The following is a 26,950-nucleotide window of genomic DNA, read 5'->3' as shown; positions in this document are numbered from 1 at the left end:
TTTTGTGAAATATATCTAATAAATCGAAATGACGAAAAATCTTTATTCGTAAAAAAATGTAACAAAGCTCGATTGAAAATAGACCGTTAAGAAAAATTAAAAAATTGATAAATCTGTTATTTTTTAATTGATTTTTGAAATTATTATCTTTATTGAATTCTAATGTGAATTGGTTTGATTTTAATATTTATAAATGTGATTTACTTCTCGAAATAAAAGCGATATTTTTACAAAAAATAAGCAATTTAAATATTTGATTGCAAATCTTTACAAATGTAAGCGGGAAGTTTACGGGTGGAAATATGAATAAGATATACAAAGTGGTTTGGAATGCTTCTATTGGTACATGGACTGTTGTATCAGAATTAGCTAAAAGCAAAACGAGAACAGGTTCTGTTTCATCTTCCACTGAATCGAGTGGTCAACAAAACGAGATAGTTTCTAGAGAAAAAAGATTTAGACCTAAGGCTCTTGTATTATCTATCATTTCCTGTTTAGCCGTATCTCATGTGTGGGCTGACTACACAAACTTGTATGGTTCAATTATTGATACAAGTCCAACCATTAGTAATGGTATCGCAATAGGAGCAAATACGGGTACTCCTGCTACTGCAAATGATTCTAATGGATTAGCCGTGGGATCAAGAGCAAATGCCAGCGCAGCAGATTCAACTGCATTAGGAAATTATGTAAATGCGACAGGGGTAAACTCAACAGTAGTTGGTGGACAAGCTAGTGCTGCTGGTGCGCAATCAATTGCACTTCAAAATAACAGTGATGCAGATCTTGTTGCAGAGGGGTTGGCAACAGGGTCATCTTTTACAGCAGTTGATAGTGCTTCTAGCTACAGTGTTGCAATTGGTGCGATGAGTCAAGTCGTTGGTTCAACAGCTGCAATGGCAATAGGAAAAAATGCTCAAGTTAACAGTGGTGCAAATAATGCTACTGCCATTGGTAATACAGCGACTGTAGACACAAATGCAGTTGATGGTGTTGCTATAGGTACTAACAGCTTAACCTCTGCAGCAAATAGCATAGCTCTCGGACCAAGATCAACTGCGAATGTAACAAATTCAGTTGCTTTGGGTGCAGGATCAACAACTACGGTACAAAGTGGCAACTCATATATAACGAATGTTGCAGCATCTACGACAAATGGTGTTGTTTCAGTGGGTTCAGCCACAAATACTCGACGTATTCAAAACGTAGCCGATGGTGCTGCCGATTCAGATGCGGTTACGGTTGCTCAGTTAAAGGATGTAAATAATCGTGCTGTAGGTAATACAACAGCATTAGGTGGTGGCGCAGCATATAATCCTGCAACAGACGTATATACACCTCCAAGTTATACAATAACAAAAACAGATGGAACAACTTATACTCCTGTTAATACCGTGTCTGGTGCACTAACTAATTTAAATAATGAAGTTGTAAAACCTATTACTTTTGCTGGTAATACAGGGAGTTCAGCAAATAATTTAGGTACAACACTTAATATCACTGGAGGAGGTTCAACTGCTGGAACCTATTCTGGAAATAACTTAAAAACGGCTGTGACTGGTAATACAGTTAATATTCAGATGGCTGATGCACCTGTATTTTCTGGTACTGTCACAGCGGGTAACTTAACGACTGGCGGCTCATTAAATGTTACTGGTGCAAGTAACTTAAACGGTGGTGCTAACCTTAATAATCAGAAAATTACTAATTTAGCAGCAGGTACTATTTCTGCAAGTTCTACAGATGCAGTGAATGGTAGCCAATTAAATACCACGAACCAGAATGTAACCACTGCTCAGAACACCGCAAACACAGCGGTTACGAATGCAGCGGCAGCACAAAATACGGCAAATACAGCGGTAACGAATGCAGCAGCAGCTCAAAATACGGCAAACACGGCAGTCACCAATGCAGCTGCTGCCCAGGCGACAGCAGACAAAGGCCTGAACTTTAGTGTGAATGGCGGTACGGCTGACAATGTGAAGCTGGGTGAAACGGTTAACTTTGCCAATGGCACCAACACCACAGCAGTTTATGACCCTGCAACCAATACTTATAAATACAATGTGAATGACAACATTAGCTTAACGAACGCAGGCAGTTTAACGGTTGGGAATAGCAAGGTTGATAACAGTGGATTAACCATTACAGGTGGTCCAAGTGTAACGACTGCAGGAATTAATGCTGCTAACCAGAAGATTACCAATGTTGCTGCAGGTACTATTTCTGCAAGTTCTACAGATGCAGTGAATGGTAGCCAATTAAATACCACGAATCAGAATGTAACCACTGCTCAGAACACCGCAAACACAGCGGTAACGAATGCAGCGGCAGCACAAAATACGGCAAATACAGCGGTAACGAATGCAGCAGCAGCTCAAAATACGGCAAACACGGCAGTCACCAATGCAGCTGCTGCCCAGGCGACAGCAGACAAAGGCCTGAACTTTACTGTCAATGGTGGCACGGCAGACAATGTGAAGCTGGGTGAAACGGTTAACTTTGCCAATGGCACCAACACCACAGCAGTTTATGACCCTGCCACTAATACCTATAAATACAATGTAAATGACAACATTAGTTTAACGAACGCAGGCAGTTTAACGGTTGGGAATAGCAAAGTTGATAACAGTGGTTTGACGATTACAGGTGGTCCAAGTGTCACAACTGCAGGTATTAACGCGGGCAACCAGAAGATTACCAATGTGGCGGCTGGAACTATTTCTGCAAGTTCTACAGACGCAGTGAATGGTAGCCAGTTAAATACCACAAATCAGAATGTAACCACTGCTCAGAACACAGCAAACACAGCGGTAACGAATGCAGCAGCAGCTCAAAATACTGCAAACACAGCAGTCACCAATGCTGCTGCTGCCCAAGCGACAGCAGACAAAGGCCTGAACTTTAGTGTGAATGGCGGTACGGCTGACAATGTGAAGCTGGGCGAAACGGTTAACTTTGCCAATGGTACCAACACCACAGCAGTTTATGACCCTGCCACCAATACCTATAAATACAATGTAAATGACAACATTGCATTGACCAATGCGGGTAGCTTAACGGTTGGCAATAGTAAGGTAGATAACAATGGATTAACCATTACTGGTGGTCCAAGTGTAACCACAGCCGGTATTAATGCGGCTAACCAGAAGATTACCAATGTTGCCGCAGGAACTATTTCTGCGAGTTCTACAGACGCAGTGAATGGTAGTCAGTTAAATACCACGAACCAGAATGTAACCACTGCTCAAAATACTGCTAATACAGCGGTAACGAATGCGGCAGCAGCACAAAATACGGCAAATACAGCGGTAACGAATGCAGCAGCAGCTCAAAATACGGCAAACACGGCAGTCACCAATGCAGCTGCTGCCCAGGCGACAGCAGACAAAGGCCTGAACTTTAGTGCGAATGGCGGTACGGCTGACAATGTGAAGCTGGGTGAAACGGTTAACTTTGCCAATGGCACCAACACCACAGCAGTGTATGACCCTGCCACCAACACCTATAAATACAATGTAAATGACAACATTGCATTAACCAATGCGGGTAGCTTAACAGTTGGGAATAGCAAAGTTGATAACAGTGGTTTAACCATTACTGGTGGTCCAAGTGTAACGACTGCAGGTATTAATGCGGCTAACCAGAAGATTACGAATGTCGCGGCAGGAACTAATTCGACTGATGCTGTCAATGTTAGTCAGCTTGAGGCATTAAGCACGTCAAGCAACAACAAGACTGATGCCTTGGGCAACAGCACAGCTAACAATCTGGGTGGTGGATCAAGCTATGACAGCACAACAGGTGCTGTAAGTTCACCAACCTATGTCACCACCAAAACTGACGGTACAACAGTTAATGCCAGCAATGTGGGTGACGCTTTAACTAACCTGAACAATGAAGTGGTTAAACCGATTACCTTTGCAGGTAACAGTGGCAGTGTTGACCGTAAGTTGGGTGAAACTCTGAATATCACAGGTGGTCTGACAGCGTCAGGTTCGAACTCGAATGTGAAGACGGTGATCAGTGGCAATACGGTTGACATTCAACTTGCAGATGCGCCTGTATTTGCAGGGAAGTTGACAGCAAACGGACTGGATGCCAATGGTGAGAAAGTTACCAATGTCGGTGCGGGCACAGCAGCCACTGATGCAGTGAACAAAGGCCAGCTTGATGCATTAAGCACGTCAAGCAATAACAAGACCGATGCTTTGGGCAACAGCACAGCCAACAATCTGGGTGGTGGATCAAGCTATGACAGCACTACCGGTGCAGTCAGCTCGCCAACCTATACCGTAAATGGCAACAACGTCAATAACGTGGGCGATGCGATCACGGCATTAGACAAAGGCTGGACTTTACAAAGTAATGGATCAAATGCGGCTGCAGTCAAAGCTGGCGATACGGTAGATATTGGTACAGTTGCGGGTGAAACCAACCTGAAAGTGACCAAGACCGGCAATACGATTCAGTATGGACTGAATCGTGATCTGGATCTGGACAGCGTAACCACAGGTGACAGCAAGCTGGATAGCAATGGTTTAACTATCGCTGGTGGACCAAGTGTGACCAAGACCGGTATTGATGCTGCTGGGAACACCATCAGTAACGTAGCAGCGGGCACCAATGCTACCGATGCAGTGAACAAAGGCCAGCTTGATGCATTAAGCACGTCAAGCAACAACAAGACTGATGCCTTGGGCAACAGCACAGCCAACAATCTGGGTGGTGGTGCAAGCTATGACAGCACAACAGGTGCTGTAAGTTCACCAACCTATGTCACCACCAAAACTGACGGTACAACAGTTAATGCCAGCAATGTGGGTGACGCTTTAACTAACCTGAACAATGAAGTGGTTAAACCGATTACCTTTGCAGGTAACAGTGGCAGTGTTGACCGTAAGTTGGGTGAAACTCTGAATATCACAGGTGGTCTGACAGCGTCAGGTTCGAACTCGAATGTGAAGACGGTGATCAGTGGCAATACGGTTGACATTCAACTTGCAGATGCGCCTGTATTTGCAGGGAAGTTGACAGCAAACGGACTGGATGCCAATGGTGAGAAAGTTACCAATGTCGGTGCGGGCACAGCAGCCACTGATGCAGTGAACAAAGGCCAGCTTGATGCATTAAGCACGTCAAGCAATAACAAGACCGATGCTTTGGGCAACAGCACAGCCAACAATCTGGGTGGTGGATCAAGCTATGACAGCACTACCGGTGCAGTCAGCTCGCCAACCTATACCGTAAATGGCAACAACGTCAATAACGTGGGCGATGCGATCACGGCATTAGACAAAGGCTGGACTTTACAAAGTAATGGATCAAATGCGGCTGCAGTCAAAGCTGGCGATACGGTAGATATTGGTACAGTTGCGGGTGAAACCAACCTGAAAGTGACCAAGACCGGCAATACGATTCAGTATGGACTGAATCGTGATCTGGATCTGGACAGCGTAACCACAGGTGACAGCAAGCTGGATAGCAATGGTTTAACTATCGCTGGTGGACCAAGTGTGACCAAGACCGGTATTGATGCTGCTGGGAACACCATCAGTAACGTAGCAGCGGGCACCAATGCTACCGATGCAGTGAACAAAGGCCAGCTTGATGCATTAAGCACGTCAAGCAACAACAAGACTGATGCCTTGGGCAACAGCACAGCCAACAATCTGGGTGGTGGTGCAAGCTATGACAGCACAACAGGTGCTGTAAGTTCACCAACCTATGTCACCACCAAAACTGACGGTACAACAGTTAATGCCAGCAATGTGGGTGACGCTTTAACTAACCTGAACAATGAAGTGGTTAAACCGATTACCTTTGCAGGTAACAGTGGCAGTGTTGACCGTAAGTTGGGTGAAACTCTGAATATCACAGGTGGTCTGACAGCGTCAGGTTCGAACTCGAATGTGAAGACGGTGATCAGTGGCAATACGGTTGACATTCAACTTGCAGATGCGCCTGTATTTGCAGGGAAGTTGACAGCAAACGGACTGGATGCCAATGGTGAGAAAGTTACCAATGTCGGTGCGGGCACAGCAGCCACTGATGCAGTGAACAAAGGCCAGCTTGATGCATTAAGCACGTCAAGCAATAACAAGACCGATGCTTTGGGCAACAGCACAGCCAACAATCTGGGTGGTGGATCAAGCTATGACAGCACTACCGGTGCAGTCAGCTCGCCAACCTATACCGTAAATGGCAACAACGTCAATAACGTGGGCGATGCGATCACGGCATTAGACAAAGGCTGGACTTTACAAAGTAATGGATCAAATGCGGCTGCAGTCAAAGCTGGCGATACGGTAGATATTGGTACAGTTGCGGGTGAAACCAACCTGAAAGTGACCAAGACCGGCAATACGATTCAGTATGGACTGAATCGTGATCTGGATCTGGACAGCGTAACCACAGGTGACAGCAAGCTGGATAGCAATGGTTTAACTATCGCTGGTGGACCAAGTGTGACCAAGACCGGTATTGATGCTGCTGGGAACACCATCAGTAACGTAGCAGCGGGCACCAATGCTACCGATGCAGTGAACAAAGGCCAGCTTGATGCATTAAGCACGTCAAGCAACAACAAGACTGATGCCTTGGGCAACAGCACAGCCAACAATCTGGGTGGTGGTGCAAGCTATGACAGCACAACAGGTGCTGTAAGTTCACCAACCTATGTCACCACCAAAACTGACGGTACAACAGTTAATGCCAGCAATGTGGGTGACGCTTTAACTAACCTGAACAATGAAGTGGTTAAACCGATTACCTTTGCAGGTAACAGTGGCAGTGTTGACCGTAAGTTGGGTGAAACTCTGAATATCACAGGTGGTCTGACAGCGTCAGGTTCGAACTCGAATGTGAAGACGGTGATCAGTGGCAATACGGTTGACATTCAACTTGCAGATGCGCCTGTATTTGCAGGGAAGTTGACAGCAAACGGACTGGATGCCAATGGTGAGAAAGTTACCAATGTCGGTGCGGGCACAGCAGCCACTGATGCAGTGAACAAAGGCCAGCTTGATGCATTAAGCACGTCAAGCAATAACAAGACCGATGCTTTGGGCAACAGCACAGCCAACAATCTGGGTGGTGGATCAAGCTATGACAGCACTACCGGTGCAGTCAGCTCGCCAACCTATACCGTAAATGGCAACAACGTCAATAACGTGGGCGATGCGATCACGGCATTAGACAAAGGCTGGACTTTACAAAGTAATGGATCAAATGCGGCTGCAGTCAAAGCTGGCGATACGGTTGATATTGGTACAGTTGCGGGTGAAACCAACCTGAAAGTGACCAAGACCGGCAATACGATTCAGTATGGACTGAATCGTGATCTGGATCTGGACAGCGTAACCACAGGTGACAGCAAGCTGGATAGCAATGGTTTAACCATCGCTGGTGGACCAAGTGTGACCAAGACAGGTATTGATGCTGCTGGGAACACCATCAGTAACGTAGCAGCGGGCACCAATGCTACCGATGCAGTGAACAAAGGCCAGCTTGATCATGTAGATAATCGTGTAACACAGGTTACAAATACAACTGCAAGTATTTTTGGCGGTGGTGCTAAAGCTAATACAGATGGTTCAATTTCTAACCCGACTTATAATGTTGCAGGTACAAGTGCAAATAATGTCGGTGACGCTTTAACAGCCTTGGATAAAGCAGTCACTGATGCAGGTAATGCAGCAAATGCAGGCTGGACAGTTTCAGCTAATGGTGATGGTGCGACTGCTAAAAACATCAAGCCAAATGGTAAAGTGAACTTTACTGGTGATGATAACTTAACTGTTGCTCAAACTAGTGAGACGGACAACGAAGGCAATATTAAAGTTGCACTAAACAAAAACCTGAAGGTTGATAGTGTCACGACTGGTAATACGGTTATCGATACGACTGGCGTAAAAGTTGGTGATAATGTTCAGTTAGGATCAACAGGCTTAATTATTGCTGGCGGTCCGAGTATCACTACTTCTGGAATTAGTGCTGGTAATAAAACGATAACTAATGTAGCAGCAGGTGTTTCTTCTACAGATGCCGTAAACAAAGGACAACTAGATAGCGCAATAAGTAGCATAAACAATAACGTTGGTGCTCTTGCTAATAGTGCTGTGCAATACGATAAAAATAGTGATGGATCAGTTAACAAAGACTCTATTACTTTAGCTGGCGGTACTAATGGTACAACCATTAAAAATGTAGCAAACGGTACTATAGCAGAAGGTTCTAAAGATGCTGTTAATGGAGGTCAGTTATGGACTGTTCAACAACAGGTCAATAAGAATACGGGGGATATTTCGAATCTCCAGACAGACATCAGCAATATTAACAATGGTAAATCAGGTTTAGTTCAGCAAGCTGATAAAGATGCAGTGATTACTGTTGGTAAAGATACTGGTGGTACTCAGGTTAATGTTGCTGGAACAGCAGGTGACCGTACGGTAACTGGTGTTAAAGCGGGAGCCGTTACGACGACTTCAAAAGATGCAGTAAATGGTTCTCAACTTAATACCACAAATCAGGCACTTGTAAACTACTTAGGTGGTGGAGCTGGTTATGACAATATTACCCAAAGCTTCTCAAATCCAACATATAACGTAGGTGATAAATCTTACAACAATGTTGGTGATGCGATAGGTGCATTGAATCAAGCGGACCAAACATTAAATACCAAAATTGATAATGTAAGTAACAAGCTTGAACAAGCATTCTATGCGACAAACCAACGTATTGACGATGTTGAGAAAAGAGCGAATGCAGGTATTGCCGCTGCGATGGCATTAGAAAATGCACCATTTGTAGCTGGTAAATACACTTATGCTGTTGGCGCTGCTTATCATGGTGGTGAGAATGCTGTCGGTGTGACTTTACGTAAAACTGCTGATAATGGACGTTGGTCACTAACTGGTGGTGTAGCTGCAGCTTCTCAAGGTGATCCAAGTGTTCGTATCGGTATTAGTGGTGTAATTGACTAATTTCGCTAGGCGAGGAAGGCATAGTCCTTCCTCATTCTCCATTTCGAGAGTAAAAATATGAAAAATACAGTTAAAGCGTTATTTATTGCTGTTCTTTCTGGCCTAGCAATGGTTAGTTATGCACAAGAAGAAGCAGTATCTCAAAAAAATGTCACGTTTCCTAAAGTATCAGATAGTTATCTTAAGCAAGTAAAACGTTATGAGTATGATGACGTTGCGCGTTTAGATTTAGGGCTGAATAAAGACCAGATTCGAGCTTTACTCGGCAATCCACAATTTAGTGAAGGACTTTTTGCAGTAAAAGTCTGGAACTATGTACTAGATATACGTGTACCAAATAGTAATCAATACCAACGTTGTCAGTTACGCATTGATTTTAATAAAAAACATTTGGCTGAACGTTTATCTTGGAAAGGTGAATCATGTGAAGGATTGATGGCTTGGGGTGAAAATAATCAGCCTCCTGCAAGTAGTACTGCGGTTAATGGACGTACAGCGAGTGTTTTATTTGCTTTTGATCGATCTGATGCTAGTGCAATACAGCAAGGTCTAAACAATATAGACAACGTTGTCGATCAGATTAAGCAAATCCCATCAACAACACCTATTATTGTTTCTGGATTCGCAGATCCATTAGGTAAATTTAGTTATAACCAAGAGTTATCATCTAAACGAGCGAATACAGTTGCCAAATTACTTGTAAAACAAGGGATAGACCCAAACCGTATTCAAATACAAGCGAATAGCCAGACTGATTTATATCAGCAATGTTCAGGTGGTAATAATTCTCAAGTTATTCAATGTTTAGCGCCGAATAGACGTGTTAATATAAGCTGGTAAACAGCCTGTCACGAAAAAGTAATCATCCCTAGGATGGTTACTTTTTTCGTTTTAAGGGATTAACAAATTAAAAGGATATATTTAAAGTTATTAAGTTTTATAAATTTTATATAAAAATCATCTTTTAAAATAATAAAAGTGCTGTGGTGTGAGTAAACCATCTAAGGGCTGATCCCAGGTTTGACGTTCTAAAGTATGTTCAATAAATTGAAATTGATGAGCCAGCCCTAAACGGTAAGGTTTATGATTAGCACTTGCCAATGTACGATCATAATAACCACCTCCCATACCAATACGTGTCCCGTAGTGATCACAAGCTAAAAGCGGCATAAGCAGTAAATCAAGCTCTGAGACATGTTTTCCTCGCGTTGCCATAGGTTCTTTCATACCGAGTGGATGATGAGAAAAACGTCGACTTAAATATTGGTTTTTATTGATCTTTACCCATACTAAACGTTGATTCATTGAGCAGATCATTGGTAAATAGACTTGTTTATTCTTTTTAAAACATAATTTGATAAGAAGGTCGGTATGAATTTCACCGAAAGCATGTAGATATAAGCCAATTTTTTTTGAGGAGTGAAAAATAGGAAGTCTATTTAGGTAATGTAAAACGTTAAGTTGAGCCTGTTTTTGCTCAAATTGGGTTAAAGAACGTCTTTTAGATCTTAAATTTTTTCTAATAAAACTTAGTTCGTTCATGTATAAATCTAATAAAGATTTGAAATCAGTCGTCCAAAATTATACCTATTTTTCTATAGTTTTACCGAAATTTAAGTACTATAAAAAACAATATAGTTTAATCGATAACATAAAAATTACTTTTCTCTAGAAAAGGCATCTATATAAGTTTTTTAGCTTTTTTACGTATCTACAGTATTTATTTACATGTAATCAGGATAAGTATATTTAAAGATGAATATGAAACCGTGAAGGCTATGAAGTTAAAAATTTTAACGATGATGATGTGTACTGCTTTACTGAGTGCCTGTACCAAACAGGCAGACTCAGAAGCTCCTCAAGTTGACTATAAAGCTCAATTTGAAGAATCTGACCGAAAAATTGGTGAGTATTTAGATCAATTGGATAATCCTAAAACACCACAGGAAGTTAAGGTGAAAATTTTATGTCACGACTATCCTGATCTGTACAAAAAACAGTACATGCCCGCCTTAATCAAAATTTCACCAAAGCCCTATACTGAAGAGAAACTACTTTCAGATTTGAAAAGTGCAACGGATTACTATAAAGGAAGTTTAGGAATAAAATGCGATAATTAAAAATTGTATAGTGTCACGTAAAAATTTATAATTGTGAATTGATTGGCATTATTTAGATATGCTAAATTTATTGATGTTCATTATTTAAATTTTTCATTGGACTTGAAATGCAAATCATAAAACTTTTGCAGAGTTTTAATACGATTGGTACCTATTTAATACTTGCTTCTATCTTGTTAGGGGTCATGATGATTTACTTTTATGTCATCAATCCTGCATGAACATTTAAAGAAAAATCGTTTTTATCTATTGGTTATCTTAAATGGAAGTTGAATAATTAATACAAGGTAGGGTTATGAAATTTAAAATATTATTAATAAGTTTTATTGCAACGGGTTGCTATGCTAATGAGAATACAGATGATCCAGATATTTGTAATATCGTGAAAAAAGTTGCTTACAACGTAATGGAAGCTCGACAGAAAAAAGTACCAGCGCAGGAATTGCAACAAATTGCTGATAGTCTTACAGATCAAAAAGCAAAGCAGTTTTATCAAGACTTAATTAACTCAGCTTATGCTGCAAAAGTATTCAAAACGAGTTTTTTTAAACGGAAAGCTATCGAAGATTTTCAAACAGGTTGGTATCAAGAATGTTTGAAAAGAAATGCACAATAATTAATAAATGATAATTCACTAATTTTTAAGTTTAACTAATAAATGAATACTAGACTGACAGGTCTGTATACAGACTTTAATTTGAAATAAAAATTATATTTATACTTATTTTCTAGAAAATAAATACTCCGAAGATGCCGCTGCATGTGTCGTTACCCTGAACCCGATGAGTTCAAGGTGGACGCGACGTATACTTGCTGGGTTTCCTACTCGAAGGTAGGCATACACTCTAAATATACAGAACACAATCCATAAGTTTAAGTATCGGCAGGGGAATAGACCCGCTGGCGAACATCCCAGAGATAGCTTAATTATAAACGATCTTATTCAGTTGGCAATCGTCTGAGTTTATTGAACTGTAAAGTTAGTCTTCATTTGATGAAGCTTTGTACACTAAAAGTACATATAGTAATCATGAGACACACGAGGTAACTTCAATAAAAAATGCCTTGCTCTATTAACTTATAGCGCAAAGCATTTTTGTTGAAAGATGTTAATTAAACAGTTTGTTCAACATCTTCTAAAATCGCCTGTAGTAGACGTTCACAGTGTGTATATTCTTGCAAAGATTTATTCAAGCTTAATACTTCTTGGGTGAGCTGTAGGGCAACCATAATGACCAGTTTGTTGTGCTCAACACGGGGAGCACTGCGACGCATTTCGTTAAATTTCTCATTGAGAAGTTCAGCTGCACGCTCAAGTTCTTCTCTTTTATCAGAGGTAGTCGCAAGTCTAAAAGTTTGCTCAATAAGCCGAAGCTCTACCATGACTTGTTCACTCATGATTGCGTCTCCTCGCCAGTTTCAGCATTTGGGTGAGCAAGTTGCTGAATTTCTTGTGTATTTTGATCTTGAGCTGTACCTAAAATTGCTAAACGTTGAATAATCGCTTCAACTTTGGCTTTGGCAAGTTCATTTTTTTGTAACAAACGGTCACGATCTTGCTGTAAATCATGCAACTCTTGTTGAGTCTGTCGTTGATGTGACTGAAGTTTTTCTTTGGTTACACGTAACTCATTACGTTCTGCCAAAATTTCTTGAAAACGATTTTTTAAATCAGTGGTACTTTTTTCTAGACGGCTATAACGTTCAGCAAGTGTATTAGCATCTTGATTCAATTGTTGAAATTGGCCTTGTAACTGAGTCAATTGCTCAGTTAATGTCTCAATTTCCTCTTGTTTTTTAGTAATGATGCTATTTTTTTGCACAACTTGTGCGTGATGCTCTGTCTCAGCCAGTTCTTTAGCTTCCGAGAGAGTAGAATTTTCACTCTCTAGATGATGTAAGCGTGTTTTTAAAACGCCAATATGCGCTTGTAGCCGCTGTAATTGTTCTAACATAACGAGGTCGCACAGAATTGCAATCAAAGGTAATATATACGAAGTATAGAGATTGGATAAACGAATGCAAGACGATATTTCAGGCTGGACAGAATGGAACGCTCATTTTGAAGGAATTGAAGAAATTTCAAGCCCTAGTGAGTTACATGGTTTACTAACAGGTATTGTTTGTGTGACAGAAGCACCAACGCGTGAAGAATGGACACAAATTTTAACAACTCTTAATGTACCTGATTTAAATGAAGAAGCTTTAGCGCTTTTAACTGATGAAACAGAAGATGTAGCTCATGCTTTATCGGAAGATGAATTGGACTATTTACCAATGCTTCCAGATGATGAGCATACCCTACAAGATCGCGTACAAGCATTATCAGACTGGTGTGCGGGTGTTGTTCTTGGCTTTGGTTTGGCATCGGGTCATGTCCGTGCTGATGAGCGCGAATTGATTGAACATCTACAAGATGTCGCAGCAGTAGAGTTTGAAGACTCTGATAACGACGAAGAAGGCGAAAGCAGTTACGAAGAATTGTACGAATTTGTACGCCTTATTCCTGTAAGTTTATCTATTGGCAGAAAGAAAGTAACAGTTGCTGAAAGTTCATTATTGAAAAACTTTTATGCAAAAAGTAAAACTTCTGCTGTAGGCACTACAGATCAAAATATTGTAGAAATGTTTACACCACATCGCCCAAGTTAATTGAGGCGATGTGTTATTGGCTGTGTTTAATTTTTTGACTTTAAAATTCTAAATCAAGTAGATCATTATGAAATTGCCTCAAGCTGATTTTCAACATCGCAGAAACCGTCTAGCAGAAAAAATGGGTCCAAACAGCATTGCGATTATTGCAACGCGTGAGGAAATGTACCGTAATCGTGATGCGGATTATAAATTCCGTGCCGATAGTAGTTTTTTCTATTTGACTGGTTTTGCAGAGCCTGAGGCAGTAGCTGTTATAGAAACCTTTGATGACGTTACTGACTATAGCTATAGTCTCTTTTGCCGTGAGCGTAACCGTGAGATGGAAATCTGGAATGGTTATCGTGCGGGAATCGATGGCGCAATTGAAGAGTACGAAGCAGATGAAGCTTATGCAATTGATCTGCTTGATGAAGAAATTATTGAAAAATTATTAAATAAAGAACGCCTTTATTATCGAATCGGACACAATGCTGCATTTGACGCCAGAGTAAGCCAATGGATTAAAAAAGCAAATGCAGAGCACCGTCATGAAGCTGCTCCAGCCCAGTTAATTCAACTTGATCGCATTATTGATGAAATGCGGTTAATTAAATCACCGCAAGAAATTGAGCTGATGCAAATTGCCTCAAAAATTAGTGCTAAAGCACATACCCGTGCGATGCAAACTGTTCGCCCTGGCATGATGGAATATGCACTAGAAGCCGAGCTCAATTATATATTTGGGCAAAACGGCTGTGTGCCTTCATATAACAGTATTGTTGGTGGTGGGGTTAACGCTTGCATTTTGCACTATGTTGAAAATAATCAGCCACTCAAAGATGGTGATTTAGTTTTAATTGATGCTGCTTGTGAATATGAATTTTATGCATCGGACATTACCCGTACTTTTCCAGTGAACGGAAAATTTAGTCCAGAACAAAAAGCATTATATGAAGTGGTACTGGCCTCTCAATATGCTGCGATTGATTCAGTACGTATTGGTAATGCGTACCGTGAGCCTCATGAGGTTGCGGTCAAAATTTTAACTGAAGGCTTAGTTGATTTAGGTTTGCTCAAAGGTAATGTGAGCGAATTGATTGAAAATGAAGCATATCGACAGTTTTATATGCATGGTACAGGCCACTGGTTGGGTATGGATGTGCATGATGTCGGTTCTTATAAAAAAGATGACGAGTGGCGCCAATATGAAGAGGGCATGGTTGTTACTGTTGAACCAGGTTTATATATTGCACCAGATGACGAAACTGTAGATAAAAAATGGCGTGGTATTGGTATTCGTATTGAAGATGATGTGGTCGCAACGTCAAAAGGCCCACGAGTTTTAACTGCTGACGTAGTTAAAGATATTGCAGATATTGAACATTTAATGGCGCAAGCTAAAGCATAATTAAACGTATTCGCCAAAGGAGCAAATTCGATGCAACAACAAGTGATTATTGTAGGTGGGGGTATGGTGGGTTTGAGCCTTTCCCTGATGCTGGCGAAGGCTAATATCGCAGTCAAGCTATTAGAAGCTGTGAAATACCCAAACTATGATGATCAGAATGTTGCCCCTTACCATTCCAGTTTCGATGCACGTAATACGGCTTTATCGCGTCGTAGCGTACAGATTTATCAGAAGCTGGGGTTATGGGATGCATTACAACAACATGCCACTCCAATTTTGCAAGTTCACATTACTGAGCAAGGCAGTTTTGGTAAAGCACGTTTAGTTGCAGAACAAGAAAAAGTCGAAAGCTTTGGACAAGTCATTGAGAATGCGTGGCTCGGTCGTGTTTTATTAACTCAAGTACGCCAACAACCTTTGATTGAGCTAATTGATGGCGTACAAGTCACTGCTTTAACTCAAGATGCTGAACAGGTACATATCGAAGCTCAGCGTGGTGATGAAGTCTTAAAGCTTGAGCCAAAATTATTAATTGCAGCAGATGGGCGTGATTCTTTCTGTCGTCAAGCAATTGGTGTGGGTGTTGATGTCCACGACTATGATCAGGTTGCGATCGTTACGACTGTTCAGACTTCAAAACCGCATGAGCAGGTAGGGTTTGAGCGTTTTAGTGCATTAGGACCTTTAGCTTTATTGCCGTTACCGGGTGAATATCGTCGCTCAGTGGTATGGCCTGTTAAAAAGGGTACTGAAGATGAGTGGTTAGGTGAAGAAAACGACCAGCATTTTTTAAGTGCCTTGCAACAAACCTATGGTGACAGAGCAGGTAAATTTGAAAAAACAGGCAAACGTTTTAGCTATCCGCTTTCACAAGTGCTTGCGCATAAACAAGCGGTTGGGCGCGTTATTTTAATGGGTAATGCAGCGCACACCATTCATCCAGTTGCAGGGCAAGGTTTTAATTTATGCCTGCGTGATGCAGATGTGTTGCTACGTTATTTGGTAAATCAGCTAAGTGCATCTGATGATATTGGTAACCCAGATAATTTGCTTGCCTATGAACAAGCACGTTTATCAGACCAACAGCGAGTAATTAAGTTCTGCGATACTGTTGTTCGCGGTTTTAGTAACCAAAACCCATTATTAAAATTAATCCGTAATACGGGATTAATTGCATTTGATGTGATTCCAGGTGTTAAGCCACTGGTAGCGAACTATGCAATGGGGCTAAAAGCATGAGTGAAGTCTTAGATGTCGTTATTGTTGGTGGTGGGCTAGTTGGTGGCTTAACTGCTTTATTACTTGCACAAGGTGGAGTACAGCCTACTGTGCTGGATGCTGCTCCTGTACTGGATGTTGAAAAAACATTAAGTGTGATGAACCCACGTGTTTTAGCACTTAGCCAAGCGACCATTCATTTACTTAAAACAGTCAAGGTTTGGGATCATTTAGCACGTCAAATGCCTTATACCGGCATGCAGGTGTGGAATCTAAATGGCTATGGTGAAATTAATTTTGGCCATGAGTCTGTACAAAGACCAATGCCAGAGCAAGCCTTGGGTTCTATGGTTGAGCCGAGTGTATTGAATGTTGCCATTCAGCAAAAAATGCTAGAGCAGTTAACCGATTATCGTACTCAAGTGCGCGTGACACGTATTGAGCAAGGTGTTGGGTGCTGGCATATTCAATTGGCAGATGGCACGACACTTAAAACTAAACTGCTTATTGGCGCAGATGGCGCCAATTCATTTGTACGTGAGCAAGCTTTTATTGACCTCGATGTACTAGATTACAAACAAGCAGCCATCAGCTGTGCAATTAAAACGTCTAAGCCCCATCACTATGTTGCTCGTCAAATCTTCTTACCTACAGGGCCTTTAGCATATTTGCCGATGGCGAGTCTTGAAGAAAGTGAAAACGGCTACTGGCAGTCAATTGTCTGGACACTGCCAGATGATTATGCCGATGAATATTCGGCTTTAAGTGATGTTGAATTTATGCAGCTTCTAACTCGCGAAAGCCAGCATATGTTGGGTGAAGTGCTCGATGTTCGTTCAAGAGCACAGTTCCCACTTAAGGCTCGTGCTGCAAAACAATATGTTAAGGCGGGTTTAGCCCTAATCGGTGATGCCGCTCATGTTATCCATCCGCTTGCTGGACAAGGGGTAAATATTGGCTGTTTAGATGCCGCTGTACTCTGTGATGCGCTACTGCATGATTTAGGCCGTGGTGTGTGGGCGCATGAACAAACATTAAGACGTTATGAACACCGTCGTAAAGGACAAAACGATGCGATGATGCATAGTATGTCTGCGATTGGTTGGCTAGAAAGTTCTGAGTTGTTCCCATTTATTTTGGCTCGAAATGCAGGACTTAAGCAGGTTGAACAAATTTCGTTCTTAAAAGAGCGTTTTATGCAACAAGCGAACGGTTTAGGGGCTTTACAAAACACCCTGTATAGTCGTTAAAATAATTACGAAGTTTATGCTCTACTGGTCTAAATAAATATCAGTAGATATTTTTTAAACAATCATTTATATATCATTACCAATTCGGTCAGAAAAGATACGGATTTGACCAATTTGGCTCTTTGCTAAATGCAAAGAGATTGCTAAATTTCTGAGGTCTCAAAGGCCATAGCGATGATGCAATACAAATCATTGTGGGGAGTGTAAATATGACAGATATCAATGATTATGAAGATGCAGAAGATTCTGCTGTAGATGAAGATGAAGCCAAAGCGGCTGAGAGCGGCGCGGCTGATGAAGAAGCAGGCAACTTAACAGATGCCGATCTTGCAGAAGCAGAAACGCTTACCGTAACTGCGAAACAAAAACAGCGCCAAGCATTGGAAGATGAGGTTGCTGCGTTTTTAGCTCGCGGTGGGAGAATTACTGAAGTTCCGCCAGACGAACATAGCGACCATTAATATTAAAAAAGCATCACATGAGTGATGCTTTTTTATTGGCTTCTAAATTGAGTTAAAGGTTATTTTGCAGTTCTTTTAAAATACCGCATTCGTCTACTGTGCGGTCGGTAGAGCAGTGCTGTTTTAAATCGATGAGTGTTTCTTTTAAAAGCAAAAGTCGTTCAATTTTTTCCGATACTTCGATCAAATATTTATTCACCAAATTATCAACTTCCGTACAAGCCTGTTTCGGCTGAGCTTTCATCTGTTTTAGCGTTTTAATGTCGTTAAGGGAAATATCTAATTCGCGGCAATGTTTAATAAATAATAGGTCTGCGAGCGTTTGATCTGTGTAAATACGATAATTATTTTCTGAGCGCTGAATACGGTCCAGCACACCTACTTTTTCGTAATAACGAATAGTATCGATAGGAATATCCGCTTTTTTTGATAATTGGCCAATAGAAAGACTCATAAGACTTGACTCTGGAGCTACTCAAGGGTTTTTAATCACTATAAAAGAGTTTTTGAGGAAATAAAATGGCCGGATGTGGATGTGCTTCAACATGTTCCCCTACAAAGAAAGTCAGCCCACGTTTTAGAAAGGCGTTGTGGATTGCACTTGTGATTAATGCACTCATGTTTGTGGTTGAAATAGTAGGCGGTTATAAAGCCCAATCTGTTTCATTGTGGGCAGATGCACTCGATTTTGCAGGAGATTCAGCAAATTATGCTTTGTCTTTAGTTGTACTTTCGATGAGCCTTTACTGGCGCGCAACCGCAGCACTGGTTAAAGGATTAACCATGGCAGCTTTTGGTTTCTTCGTCATTGCAAAAGTCGTATGGTCATTTTTTCATGGCGTTTCACCTGAACCGATGGTCATGGGCACAATTGGGGTAATCGCCTTAATTGCTAACGTTTCTGTTGCGCTTATGCTTTATGCATTTAGGGATGGTGATGCCAATATGCGCTCTGTTTGGCTGTGTAGTCGAAATGACTCTATTGCGAACATTGCTGTTATTTTTGCTGCTGTAGGTGTGTTTGGAACAGGCACCGTATTTCCGGATTTATTGGTAGCCTTTGTGATTGCATACTTAGGTGTATCTTCCGGCTATGCTGTGATTAAGCAATCATTACAGGAAAGAAAACAGTCAAAAGTGATGTTAGGTTCAGAAGCTTAATTGTGATTGCATAAATAAAAAGTACCATTCAATCATGGTACTTTTTAATGGTTGAATGCATTAGATGAGAAGAGAAATCGCAATACTCCACATAACGCAACCAATAAGAAAGTCTAAAATTTTCCAAGCTTTTGGATTGGTAAATAACGGTTTTAGTAATCTTGCACCATAACCTAAACTGAAAAAGAAAATCCAAGAAGCAAGAATACTGCCTAAAGCAAAACTAAGTTTGTCTTCTAGCTGGGTTGCAACCGAACCCATCAGCACAATGGTGTCTAAATAGACATGTGGATTTAACCAAGTAAAGGCAAGGCAGGTCACTAGTGCTTGGGTTAAAGTTTGTTTTGGGCTGCCTCCAAGTTCCATGCCTTGGTTCGTTTTAAACGCTGCATAGAATGCTTTTGCACCGTAGACGAATAAAAACGTTGCCCCTAAATATTTAGCGACCGAGATTAAGATGGGTGATGCAGTCATAATTTCGGCAAAACCTAATACACCGCAAGCAATTAAAATCGAGTCAGACAAGGCACAGATTAAACATAGCCAAAATACATATTGCTGTTTAAGTCCTTGCTTTAGAACAAAAGCGTTTTGGGCACCAATCGCTACGATTAGGCCGCTACCAATACCTAAACCTTTAAAAAACACACTCAGAGAAAGCATAACCATTAAGCAGAAAAAATCAGATGCAGGAATTATCTGACTTTTTATTGGGAAATAAGTAAAATTAAGAATATTTAGGTTTGGCTAAAAATAATTTAGGTTTGTATATGTTAGATAGTAAGCAATCTGAAGCTTTTCTCGCAGTTGCAGAAGTCGGGAGTTTCGATGCAGCAGGAGAGCATTTATGTATAACTCCTTCTGCTGTATCACTACGTGTACAAGCACTAGAAAAATATTTGGGTCAGATTTTAATTATACGGGGCCGCCCTTGTGTACTCACACAAGCAGGACAAACCTTGCTCCAGCATTTACGTCATACAAGGTTAATGGAGCAAAATCTTTTACAAGGTTTAATGGGCAAATCTTCTGAATCGGAATTTTATAAAATTGCTTTAGCTTCAAATGCAGACTCATTAGCAACTTGGCTTTTACCAACTATTCAGCAAACATTGTTTAAAGAAAAAATAGTGTTAGAGCTAAAAATTGATGATCAATCACACACGCATACTTTGCTAGAAACGGGCCAGGTTAATGCATGTATCACAGCAGAAGAGCAGGTTATGGCGGGTTGCTTAGCTCAGCCTCTTGGTAAAATGCGCTATAAAATGCTGGCATCGGCCGAATTTGTAAACCAGTGGTTTAGTGGTGGAATTAACCGAGAAAATTTAAGAAAAACACCAGCAGTTATTTTTAATCATAAAGATTTAATGCATTCGGAAGTTTTATTAAAAGGATACGGTTTACCGATGCAGAGTTATCCTTATAGTTTTATTCCGGCAACAGATGCTTTCGTTAAAGCAATTCAGCTGGGTTTAGGTTACGGAATGGTGCCAGAGCTTCAAGTTCAACCATTACTCGAAAACGGAACACTTATTGATATTATGCCTGAGGCTCAACTTGATGTTCCTTTGTATTGGCACCACTGGAAAAGACAGTCGAAACAACTTGATGTACTGACCGAAACAATTGTTCAATCAGCAAGACATATCTTGAGATAAACTCAAGAACGAGAACGTGCATAAAAGTTTGAAACGTGTTGAATGTAAAACTCTATGTCTTGCGCTGAATAACCTAAAAGTTGTCCGATTCTACGGTCTAATGCTAAGCGGTCTTCAAGTTGAGTTTCTTTTATTGATTTTTCAATACATAACACGAGTTCATTCAAATCTGCTAAAGAGGCATCTTTATAGATCAGCATAATTGAAAAAGGTACGGGTAAAGATGTTTCAATATCTTTACTGAGCATAGTTAAAGTACCTTGCTCAAGGTGCTTTACAAATTCAGTAGGTAATAAGTCATAAAATAAAGCAATCGATTTATGACCAGACAATAATAATTCTAGTTCTTGCCCTTCATGAGGGCCAAGTTTCCCAAGCTGTTCAGCCATATCAATACTCTTGTTTTTATGATTAATATTATTATGCAAAATTCATGCACGGTGATGACAAATTGTTAGTCATCACCGTGTTGTTAAAAAATTAAGATTGTGTCAGCTCAAGTGCACGTTGATAAGCAACTTTTTTCTTAATACCCGTTAAATCGGCTGCAAGTTGAGATGCCGCTTTAACAGATAAGTCTTGAAGTAAACGCTTTAGAAGTTCGTCTAGTTTTTCTTGTTCCAGATCTGTCTTTTCTGGTGCACCGCCAACTACCAGAACAATTTCACCTTTTTCTTGATTGTGGTCATTTTCAATAAAACTGACCAAGTCTTTTAAAGTCATTTTTTTGATGGTTTCAAAAGTTTTGGTAATTTCACGTGCGAAACCCACAGGGCGGTTTTCACCAAATACTTCAGTCATATTTTTTACGCATTCTAAAATACGGTGAGGTGCTTCATAAAAAATTAACGTTTGAGTTTCATTTTTAAGCTTTTCAAGTTGCGTAATACGTTGAGAAGCTTTTGATGGTAAAAAGCCTTCAAAACTAAAACGGTCACTTGGTAAGCCCACCGCACTTAACGCAGCAATTGCAGCACATGCACCGGGTACAGGTACAACTCTAATACCATGTTCTTGTGCAGCTCGAACCAGTTTAAAACCGGGATCACTAATAAGCGGCGTACCTGCATCGCTAATCAAAGCAATATTTTCACCAGCAAGTAACTTTTGAACTAACTGTTCAATTTTATTGCTTTCGTTGTGGTCATGGCATGCTGTAAGTGGAGTAGATATATTATAGTGCTTAAATAATTGAGCTGACTGGCGTGTATCTTCGGCAGCCACAATAGAAACTGATTTTAAGATATCAATTGCACGGAAAGTCATATCATCTAAGTGCCCGATAGGGGTGGCTACAACAAATAACTGAGCACTCATTTGGTTTTTACTCCGTACAGATAAACAATTTTAATCGGTTAGTGTACCCGAAATTATCTTTTTGGCGTGAACAATGTCATTGGGCTTTTTTACTTTTTAAGACATCTGCTTTTGATTTGCTCAATTGAAAAAATTAAAAATGTATAGAGCAAGCATTGAGAGTATTTACATTTCTAATGGGGAAAATTATGTTAGTCGCGCAGCAGCTCGGGCAATGGGCTGAACGAACAGCTTTAAAACTTTTAAAAGAACAAAATTATGAATGGGTCGCCAGTAATTATCATTCACGCCGTGGAGAGGTTGATCTGATTGTAAAACGCGGTAACGAATTGATTTTTGTTGAGGTAAAAGCGCGTGGACAGGGCAATTATGGACAAGCTAGTGAAATGGTCACTGTGAGCAAACAGAAAAAAATAATTAAAACGGCGATGAGGTTTTTACAGCGCTACCCATCTTATCAGGATTTTTATTGTCGTTTTGATGTGATTTGTTTTGATTTTCCACAGAAAATTGCAAAAACAGTACAGCAAGACTTTTCGAAATTCCATTATGATCTGCAATGGATCGAAAATGCATTTACTTTGGATTAAGAGTTCATTACTCTTTTGAGCAAATTAAAACCGATGTTTATGATCAAGCCAAGAAGAGATTGATAGGAGTCTGGTGGAGTGTTGAAACGTATTGCTGTAACAGCGCTTTGTGTCGCAAGTTTGTCAGGTTGCGCAAGTTTTATTTCTGGTGGAACAGGTACAGCTCCAGTTGGAACAGATAGTGGTGTACGTAGCTTAGGTCAGGTATTCATTGACTCTTCAATTAAACGTACAGCGAATATTAACCTCTATAAGCTTGATCAGCGTTTTAAACAATCTCGTATTAACATCGAAAGCTTTCATAGCACAGTATTGTTAACTGGTCAGGTACCAGACCCATACTTGAAACAGCTGGCAGAAGATAATGTTAAAGCGATGAGCGATGTGAAAGCCGTACATAACTATATTACGGTAGGTAACAAAGTAAGCTATAACACGATCATGCAAGATGCTGGTGTAACTGCAAATACACGTGCTCTATTAATGAAAGCACCAGTTGTATCGGACAGTAAAGTACTCGTTCATACCGAAGATGGTGTTTTATATGTGATGGGCCGTTTAAATACTGCTGAAATTAATGATTTAAACAGTGTGCTTCAAAATGTGGGTAACGTGACCAAAATTGTGACGCTTATTGATAACATTGATTTAATGCCTGCTCCAGCAGCATCGACTGGCAACGCAACGACTACGCCAGTGATAAATAATGTTCTTGCTCAACCAACAGTTCAAACTCCTGTTGCAATTGATCCGGACCAAGCAGATCCAGCATCATCTACTGCACAATAAAATATGAACTTGATTGAACAATTACAAAGCAAAATTGAGCAGGCGAGAACTCTTTATAAAGAGTTCCGTCTGTATGATTTGGGGAGCTTTGCTTTAAACCGTTTTACACCAAAAGATGGTTTCGAGCAGGTTTTAAATGTGCGTTATGGCTTAAAGCCTCGCCATCGTCTAGATATTTATCGTTCTACTAAGCGCTTAGCTCATCGACCACTCATTGTTTTTGTACATGGTGGTGCTTGGCAACATGGTAATAAACGAGACTATTTATTTGTTGGTGAAGCTTTTGCAAAAGAAGGTTATGACGTTGCTGTCATTAACTATCAGCTTGCGCCAAAGAATATTTTTCCAAGTTATGTAGAGGACTTAACGCAAGCGTTAAATTATTTGCATCAAAATCAGGAAAAATTAGAAATCTCGACAGAGAATACTGTGCTTATGGGACATTCGGCAGGTGCATTTAATGTAATGTCGGCTGTTTATCACCCTGACTCAACTAAGATTGAATGTTTAGGGAAAATTAAGGCAATAGTTGGATTAGCTGGACCATATCATTTTGATTATAAAGGTGATCCGCTTGCTGAAGATGCTTTTGACCAAGGTATCTCTTATAAAGAAGTAATGCCTTATTATTTTGTAAATCAAAATAATATTAAGCATTATCTACTCATGGCTGAAAATGATCAGCTCGTAAAGCAACATAATACTTTGGATATGGATCAAGCTCTTAGGGAGAAGGGGAATCATAGTCATATTGCTATTATCCCTAAAACTGGCCATATCACGATTTTGGCCAGTCTATCGAGTTTTGTAAGTCACTACTTCAGAACAAAACGAACCATTTTGCATTTTCTTGATGAAGTATTTTAAAACCATTGAGTTTTAGAAAGCGCAGATTACTTTGCTTGAGTAATCTGCGTAATCATTGCGTGTGCAATACTGCCTTTAAATGGAATTTCAGGAAGCTGATCAAATTTAAAGAATTGTGCATCGGCAATTTCATCTTCTTGCAAAGAAATCTCGCCTGACTCATATTCAGCTTTAAATGCAATCATAAGATTACTTGGAAATGGCCAAGGCTGGCTTGACATATATTGAATATTTTTAAGTTTAAGGCCCACTTCTTCTAAAGCTTCGCGTTGAACAGCCTCTTCAAGAGTTTCCCCAACTTCTACAAAACCTGCAATCAAACCATACATGTTGGTTTTATTGTGAATTGATTTTGCTAATAAGATTTCATCATCACCTTTAGTAATGATGGTAATGATGCAGGGGTTTACACGAGGGTACTGGTGATAACCACAAGCAGGACATACCATCGCATATTCACTTGAGTGTACTTCGGTGGCATGTCCACAGTGGCTGCAAAACTTGTGGTTACGTCGCCATTCGAGCAACTGTACAGCACGACTCGCCTGTAAAAATTGCTCTTTTGACCAGTTAGAAATAAGTTGACGAATTGGAACGAGTTGCAGACCTTCTGGTATAGCTTCTTCACTCAGCAGGTCACGTGCAATGACCTGTTCATCATGAGTGAAAAGCAGATCACTTGCTAACTTTTCGACTTTGGGTAATTGAAAGTTTTGGTCAACCAATAGTTGTTGGTGATGAAAAATATAAGCAAGTGATAATTCAGACATTAAGCTGCCTTTTTTTGAAGTTGTTGACTACTTAGCAATGCTACATCAAACATGGATTGTAGAACAGGCTGTTTATTTTTTAAATTGTCAACTAACATATCTAGTCCAGCTAATACGTTAAAAATACAGTGAATCTGATCATGACTAAAAGCTTGGTTCTGATCGATTTGCTGCTGTACAAATTTAGCAGTTTCAAGCAGAGCATTTTGTTGAACCGTACTTCCTAAAAATTCAGCCGCACCAGCCAATTCTTTTAATGAGCCTGCAATTGCTTCAATATTTTGGGTTTGATCGTTGGCATATAAAGTCAAACTTTGACATACAAAATCGATTAAATTTTTTGTTTCATTTAATAATGTTTCATGTGCTTCATCTAAACGATCTAAAGAAATATTAGTGTTGTTCACACGAATTTGTAGACGGTTAGATGAGTAATGACGTACCAAAATACCAATTGCGTTCATGGCAGATAAAATGCTCTTCATGAGCTGCTGAGCGTAGTTTTCATTACTCAATATATTGATTTGACTTAAGCTGCTTGCTTGATGAGAAAGCTCGGCTGCTGCTTCATTTAAATTAAGTAATTTAAATGTATGTGCGAGTTGCATAAGGCTGTTTTGTAATTGCTGTGCCTTTTCTGGTGACATGTTTTGGTAGTTGTATTCAATATCATTACGAACTTTATTCATTTCGTTTAAGATCAATTGGCTTACCGTTTCCATGGTGTCAAAGTCTGGACCATACAAATGCTGACTTAAGGCTTTAAGCTGAGCATCGGTGAGAAATTCATAACCAATATTCAGTTGCTTACGAATTTGCTTTGCAAGTTGATCTTCTTGTCCAATCACAATACTAATTATATCTGCTAGGGCATTTGAATCTGCTTCAAAGCTTTCAGGTGCTGCTAAAAATAGACTTATAGAATTTTCAAGATTAATCAATACACGTAAGCGAGCATCATTTAAAACAAGTTCATCAATGTGATTAAAGGCAGAATTAACCAATTGCCAATATTGTTGACTTGGTTGGCCATGCGCCATGCTGACTAAATAACTACCAATCAGTTTAAATGCTTGGAAATCTTGAGTAGTTTCAGTTTTATTTAAAAATTTAAGCAAAGACAACTTATAAAGCTGATGAATAAACTGAGTCTTTTCATTAATAACTACCTCGGATAAAGGTAAATCAAGTGAAGCTACTGTAAGATTTGCAGAAATCTGTTGTCCAGATGATGTTAATGGCTTGTTTAAAGCTTTTTCTAAATTGTTTAGAGTGTCCAAAAGAAACTGTGGTACTTCAACTTCGCGTAAACAGATAAATTCGATATAGCGTTTAACCATGGTAGTGCCTTCACTGAGAGCAACCACCTCATTGGTATTGATGTGCTCTGGCTTGGCCATAATCTTTTGCATTAATTCTGTCGAATACTGTGTGATCTTTGCCAAATAAGGGATATCAATGAGGCGTAATACCTGAGTGCATTGTTTAAATTGTTCTAATGCATCATCAATACCAAAAGGGAGAGCCTGTTCTTCAATTAACGTACTTACAGCGCCTTCCACAAGTTTTATTGAGTTATCAATTTCATTCTTGATGATAAGCAACGCTGTCGGATCAAATTGAATCGAATTATGCTCAGACATAAAAATTCCCCTTTGCAAAAAAAATCAATTGTTATATTCGTCATGGCTCAATATTTTGAGCTAAAAATCTATACGAC

General features: G+C 40.1%; 24 protein-coding genes and 1 other RNA gene. 15 read left to right on the top strand and 10 right to left on the bottom strand.

The annotated features are described in order from the left end of the window. The first annotated feature begins 302 nt into the window (after window positions 1–302). Together I8T81_RS13835 and tpgA are read left to right on the top strand one after the other, a co-directional pair. Window positions 303–8,984 carry an ESPR-type extended signal peptide-containing protein gene (locus I8T81_RS13835; RefSeq protein WP_198071471.1) on the top strand — a complete coding sequence of 2,894 codons (8,682 nt, stop codon included), beginning with the start codon at window positions 303–305 and terminating at the stop codon, window positions 8,982–8,984. Between the two features lie 57 nt (window positions 8,985–9,041). After that, the gene (tpgA, locus tag I8T81_RS13830; RefSeq protein WP_198071470.1) at window positions 9,042–9,824 is read left to right on the top strand and encodes a trimeric autotransporter adhesin/peptidogylcan-associated protein TpgA; all 783 of its coding nucleotides are present in this window, start codon (window positions 9,042–9,044) and stop codon (window positions 9,822–9,824) included. Between the two features lie 117 nt (window positions 9,825–9,941). Here tpgA and I8T81_RS13825 read toward each other — a convergent pair whose 3' ends face one another. Then, window positions 9,942–10,526 (bottom strand): 5-formyltetrahydrofolate cyclo-ligase, encoded by a 585-nt coding sequence (locus I8T81_RS13825; RefSeq protein WP_198071469.1) that lies wholly within the window; start codon window positions 10,524–10,526, stop codon window positions 9,942–9,944. Between the two features lie 236 nt (window positions 10,527–10,762). Between I8T81_RS13825 and I8T81_RS13820 the strand changes: the two genes are divergently transcribed. From I8T81_RS13820 to I8T81_RS13815, 3 genes are all read left to right on the top strand, one after another. Further along, window positions 10,763–11,104, top strand: a complete 342-nt coding sequence (locus I8T81_RS13820; RefSeq protein ID WP_004703025.1) for a hypothetical protein — start codon at window positions 10,763–10,765, stop codon at window positions 11,102–11,104. 107 nt (window positions 11,105–11,211) lie between these two features. Continuing rightward, on the top strand, window positions 11,212–11,325 hold the full coding sequence (locus I8T81_RS18960; protein ID WP_077162674.1) for a hypothetical protein: 114 nt from the start codon (window positions 11,212–11,214) through the stop codon (window positions 11,323–11,325). A gap of 74 nt (window positions 11,326–11,399) precedes the next feature. Then, window positions 11,400–11,720: a hypothetical protein gene (locus I8T81_RS13815; RefSeq protein ID WP_039250276.1), complete on the top strand. Its 321-nt coding sequence runs from the start codon at window positions 11,400–11,402 to the stop codon at window positions 11,718–11,720. A 121-nt stretch (window positions 11,721–11,841) separates the two neighbouring features. Here the strand turns inward: I8T81_RS13815 and ssrS are convergent. The 3 genes from ssrS to I8T81_RS13800 all read right to left on the bottom strand — a co-directional run bounded on the left by ssrS (window position 11,842) and on the right by I8T81_RS13800 (window position 13,059). Further along, a non-coding RNA gene (ssrS, locus tag I8T81_RS13810) (6S RNA) lies at window positions 11,842–12,026 on the bottom strand. 191 nt (window positions 12,027–12,217) lie between these two features. Continuing rightward, window positions 12,218–12,502, bottom strand: coding sequence for a cell division protein ZapA (locus tag I8T81_RS13805; RefSeq protein WP_004703022.1), 285 nt, complete (start codon window positions 12,500–12,502; stop codon window positions 12,218–12,220). Continuing rightward, the gene (locus tag I8T81_RS13800) at window positions 12,499–13,059 is read right to left on the bottom strand and encodes a hypothetical protein (protein ID WP_198071468.1); all 561 of its coding nucleotides are present in this window, start codon (window positions 13,057–13,059) and stop codon (window positions 12,499–12,501) included. The genes I8T81_RS13805 and I8T81_RS13800 overlap by 4 nt, the downstream gene beginning before the upstream one ends. A 64-nt stretch (window positions 13,060–13,123) precedes the next feature. Between I8T81_RS13800 and I8T81_RS13795 the strand changes: the two genes are divergently transcribed. From I8T81_RS13795 to I8T81_RS13775, 5 genes are all read left to right on the top strand, one after another. After that, a complete protein-coding gene (locus I8T81_RS13795) occupies window positions 13,124–13,756 on the top strand; it encodes a UPF0149 family protein (protein ID WP_004703017.1) in 633 nt (210 codons plus the stop codon). A gap of 67 nt (window positions 13,757–13,823) precedes the next feature. After that, window positions 13,824–15,146 carry a Xaa-Pro aminopeptidase gene (gene pepP, locus I8T81_RS13790; protein WP_198071467.1) on the top strand — a complete coding sequence of 441 codons (1,323 nt, stop codon included), beginning with the start codon at window positions 13,824–13,826 and terminating at the stop codon, window positions 15,144–15,146. A gap of 30 nt (window positions 15,147–15,176) precedes the next feature. Further along, entirely contained in the window at window positions 15,177–16,385 is a 1,209-nt protein-coding gene (gene ubiH / locus I8T81_RS13785; RefSeq protein WP_198071466.1) for a 2-octaprenyl-6-methoxyphenyl hydroxylase, read from the top strand. Beyond that, window positions 16,382–17,614: an FAD-dependent monooxygenase gene (locus tag I8T81_RS13780; protein ID WP_114271979.1), complete on the top strand. Its 1,233-nt coding sequence runs from the start codon at window positions 16,382–16,384 to the stop codon at window positions 17,612–17,614. Before ubiH ends, I8T81_RS13780 begins: the two co-directional genes overlap by 4 nt. 209 nt (window positions 17,615–17,823) lie before the next feature. After that, window positions 17,824–18,075, top strand: coding sequence for a hypothetical protein (locus I8T81_RS13775; protein WP_004703010.1), 252 nt, complete (start codon window positions 17,824–17,826; stop codon window positions 18,073–18,075). A gap of 52 nt (window positions 18,076–18,127) precedes the next feature. Here I8T81_RS13775 and I8T81_RS13770 read toward each other — a convergent pair whose 3' ends face one another. After that, entirely contained in the window at window positions 18,128–18,529 is a 402-nt protein-coding gene (locus tag I8T81_RS13770) for a MerR family transcriptional regulator (RefSeq protein WP_019458262.1), read from the bottom strand. A 65-nt stretch (window positions 18,530–18,594) separates the two neighbouring features. Here I8T81_RS13770 and I8T81_RS13765 point away from each other — a divergent pair, with 65 nt between their 5' ends. Beyond that, window positions 18,595–19,236: a cation transporter gene (locus I8T81_RS13765; RefSeq protein WP_019458261.1), complete on the top strand. Its 642-nt coding sequence runs from the start codon at window positions 18,595–18,597 to the stop codon at window positions 19,234–19,236. Window positions 19,237–19,296: 60 nt separating this feature from the next. Here I8T81_RS13765 and I8T81_RS13760 read toward each other — a convergent pair whose 3' ends face one another. Further along, window positions 19,297–19,899: a LysE/ArgO family amino acid transporter gene (locus I8T81_RS13760; protein WP_077162691.1), complete on the bottom strand. Its 603-nt coding sequence runs from the start codon at window positions 19,897–19,899 to the stop codon at window positions 19,297–19,299. A 107-nt stretch (window positions 19,900–20,006) separates the two neighbouring features. Here I8T81_RS13760 and I8T81_RS13755 point away from each other — a divergent pair, with 107 nt between their 5' ends. Beyond that, the gene (locus tag I8T81_RS13755; protein WP_198071465.1) at window positions 20,007–20,897 is read left to right on the top strand and encodes a LysR family transcriptional regulator ArgP; all 891 of its coding nucleotides are present in this window, start codon (window positions 20,007–20,009) and stop codon (window positions 20,895–20,897) included. A 2-nt stretch (window positions 20,898–20,899) separates the two neighbouring features. Here I8T81_RS13755 and I8T81_RS13750 read toward each other — a convergent pair whose 3' ends face one another. After that, window positions 20,900–21,286, bottom strand: a complete 387-nt coding sequence (locus tag I8T81_RS13750) for a hemin receptor (protein ID WP_198071464.1) — start codon at window positions 21,284–21,286, stop codon at window positions 20,900–20,902. Window positions 21,287–21,377: 91 nt separating this feature from the next. After that, the gene (gene rsmI, locus I8T81_RS13745) at window positions 21,378–22,214 is read right to left on the bottom strand and encodes a 16S rRNA (cytidine(1402)-2'-O)-methyltransferase (RefSeq protein WP_198071463.1); all 837 of its coding nucleotides are present in this window, start codon (window positions 22,212–22,214) and stop codon (window positions 21,378–21,380) included. A gap of 188 nt (window positions 22,215–22,402) precedes the next feature. Here rsmI and I8T81_RS13740 point away from each other — a divergent pair, with 188 nt between their 5' ends. From I8T81_RS13740 to I8T81_RS13730, 3 genes are all read left to right on the top strand, one after another. Continuing rightward, complete coding sequence (locus tag I8T81_RS13740; RefSeq protein WP_198071462.1) at window positions 22,403–22,804, top strand: YraN family protein; 402 nt, start codon at window positions 22,403–22,405, stop codon at window positions 22,802–22,804. 78 nt (window positions 22,805–22,882) lie between these two features. Further along, complete coding sequence (locus I8T81_RS13735) at window positions 22,883–23,593, top strand: BON domain-containing protein (RefSeq protein ID WP_191000528.1); 711 nt, start codon at window positions 22,883–22,885, stop codon at window positions 23,591–23,593. Between the two features lie 3 nt (window positions 23,594–23,596). After that, window positions 23,597–24,460: an alpha/beta hydrolase gene (locus I8T81_RS13730; RefSeq protein WP_198071461.1), complete on the top strand. Its 864-nt coding sequence runs from the start codon at window positions 23,597–23,599 to the stop codon at window positions 24,458–24,460. A gap of 26 nt (window positions 24,461–24,486) precedes the next feature. Here the strand turns inward: I8T81_RS13730 and nudC are convergent, their stop codons facing one another. Both nudC and I8T81_RS13720 read right to left on the bottom strand, forming a co-directional pair. After that, entirely contained in the window at window positions 24,487–25,230 is a 744-nt protein-coding gene (nudC, locus tag I8T81_RS13725; RefSeq protein WP_198071460.1) for an NAD(+) diphosphatase, read from the bottom strand. After that, the gene (locus I8T81_RS13720; protein WP_198071459.1) at window positions 25,230–26,873 is read right to left on the bottom strand and encodes a chemotaxis protein; all 1,644 of its coding nucleotides are present in this window, start codon (window positions 26,871–26,873) and stop codon (window positions 25,230–25,232) included. The genes nudC and I8T81_RS13720 overlap by 1 nt, the downstream gene beginning before the upstream one ends. Between the last annotated feature and the right edge of the window lie 77 nt (window positions 26,874–26,950).

The organism is Acinetobacter seifertii (genome assembly GCF_016064815.1).
In the GTDB taxonomy this organism is placed as follows: domain Bacteria; phylum Pseudomonadota; class Gammaproteobacteria; order Pseudomonadales; family Moraxellaceae; genus Acinetobacter; species Acinetobacter seifertii.
Note: the sequence above shows the minus strand (reverse complement) of the source record. Positions and strands in the feature narration are given on the sequence as shown.

Excerpts from the sequence above, each read along its gene's own strand:
- I8T81_RS18960 (WP_077162674.1), top strand. The coding sequence starts at position 11,212 with ATGCAAATCATAAAACTTTTGCAGAGTTTTAATACGATTGGTACCTAT.
- I8T81_RS13820 (WP_004703025.1), top strand. The coding sequence starts at position 10,763 with ATGAAGTTAAAAATTTTAACGATGATGATGTGTACTGCTTTACTGAGT.
- ubiH (WP_198071466.1), top strand. The coding sequence starts at position 15,177 with ATGCAACAACAAGTGATTATTGTAGGTGGGGGTATGGTGGGTTTGAGC.
- tpgA (WP_198071470.1), top strand. The coding sequence starts at position 9,042 with ATGAAAAATACAGTTAAAGCGTTATTTATTGCTGTTCTTTCTGGCCTA.
- nudC (WP_198071460.1), bottom strand. The coding sequence starts at position 25,230 with ATGTCTGAATTATCACTTGCTTATATTTTTCATCACCAACAACTATTG.
- I8T81_RS13835 (WP_198071471.1), top strand. The coding sequence starts at position 303 with ATGAATAAGATATACAAAGTGGTTTGGAATGCTTCTATTGGTACATGG.
- I8T81_RS13800 (WP_198071468.1), bottom strand. The coding sequence starts at position 13,059 with ATGTTAGAACAATTACAGCGGCTACAAGCGCATATTGGCGTTTTAAAA.
- I8T81_RS13760 (WP_077162691.1), bottom strand. The coding sequence starts at position 19,899 with ATGCTTTCTCTGAGTGTGTTTTTTAAAGGTTTAGGTATTGGTAGCGGC.
- I8T81_RS13770 (WP_019458262.1), bottom strand. The coding sequence starts at position 18,529 with ATGAGTCTTTCTATTGGCCAATTATCAAAAAAAGCGGATATTCCTATC.
- I8T81_RS13780 (WP_114271979.1), top strand. The coding sequence starts at position 16,382 with ATGAGTGAAGTCTTAGATGTCGTTATTGTTGGTGGTGGGCTAGTTGGT.
- I8T81_RS13765 (WP_019458261.1), top strand. The coding sequence starts at position 18,595 with ATGGCCGGATGTGGATGTGCTTCAACATGTTCCCCTACAAAGAAAGTC.
- rsmI (WP_198071463.1), bottom strand. The coding sequence starts at position 22,214 with ATGAGTGCTCAGTTATTTGTTGTAGCCACCCCTATCGGGCACTTAGAT.
- I8T81_RS13795 (WP_004703017.1), top strand. The coding sequence starts at position 13,124 with ATGCAAGACGATATTTCAGGCTGGACAGAATGGAACGCTCATTTTGAA.
- I8T81_RS13750 (WP_198071464.1), bottom strand. The coding sequence starts at position 21,286 with ATGGCTGAACAGCTTGGGAAACTTGGCCCTCATGAAGGGCAAGAACTA.
- I8T81_RS13730 (WP_198071461.1), top strand. The coding sequence starts at position 23,597 with ATGAACTTGATTGAACAATTACAAAGCAAAATTGAGCAGGCGAGAACT.
- I8T81_RS13720 (WP_198071459.1), bottom strand. The coding sequence starts at position 26,873 with ATGTCTGAGCATAATTCGATTCAATTTGATCCGACAGCGTTGCTTATC.
- I8T81_RS13775 (WP_004703010.1), top strand. The coding sequence starts at position 17,824 with ATGACAGATATCAATGATTATGAAGATGCAGAAGATTCTGCTGTAGAT.
- I8T81_RS13740 (WP_198071462.1), top strand. The coding sequence starts at position 22,403 with ATGTTAGTCGCGCAGCAGCTCGGGCAATGGGCTGAACGAACAGCTTTA.
- I8T81_RS13825 (WP_198071469.1), bottom strand. The coding sequence starts at position 10,526 with ATGAACGAACTAAGTTTTATTAGAAAAAATTTAAGATCTAAAAGACGT.
- I8T81_RS13755 (WP_198071465.1), top strand. The coding sequence starts at position 20,007 with ATGTTAGATAGTAAGCAATCTGAAGCTTTTCTCGCAGTTGCAGAAGTC.
- I8T81_RS13815 (WP_039250276.1), top strand. The coding sequence starts at position 11,400 with ATGAAATTTAAAATATTATTAATAAGTTTTATTGCAACGGGTTGCTAT.
- pepP (WP_198071467.1), top strand. The coding sequence starts at position 13,824 with ATGAAATTGCCTCAAGCTGATTTTCAACATCGCAGAAACCGTCTAGCA.
- I8T81_RS13805 (WP_004703022.1), bottom strand. The coding sequence starts at position 12,502 with ATGAGTGAACAAGTCATGGTAGAGCTTCGGCTTATTGAGCAAACTTTT.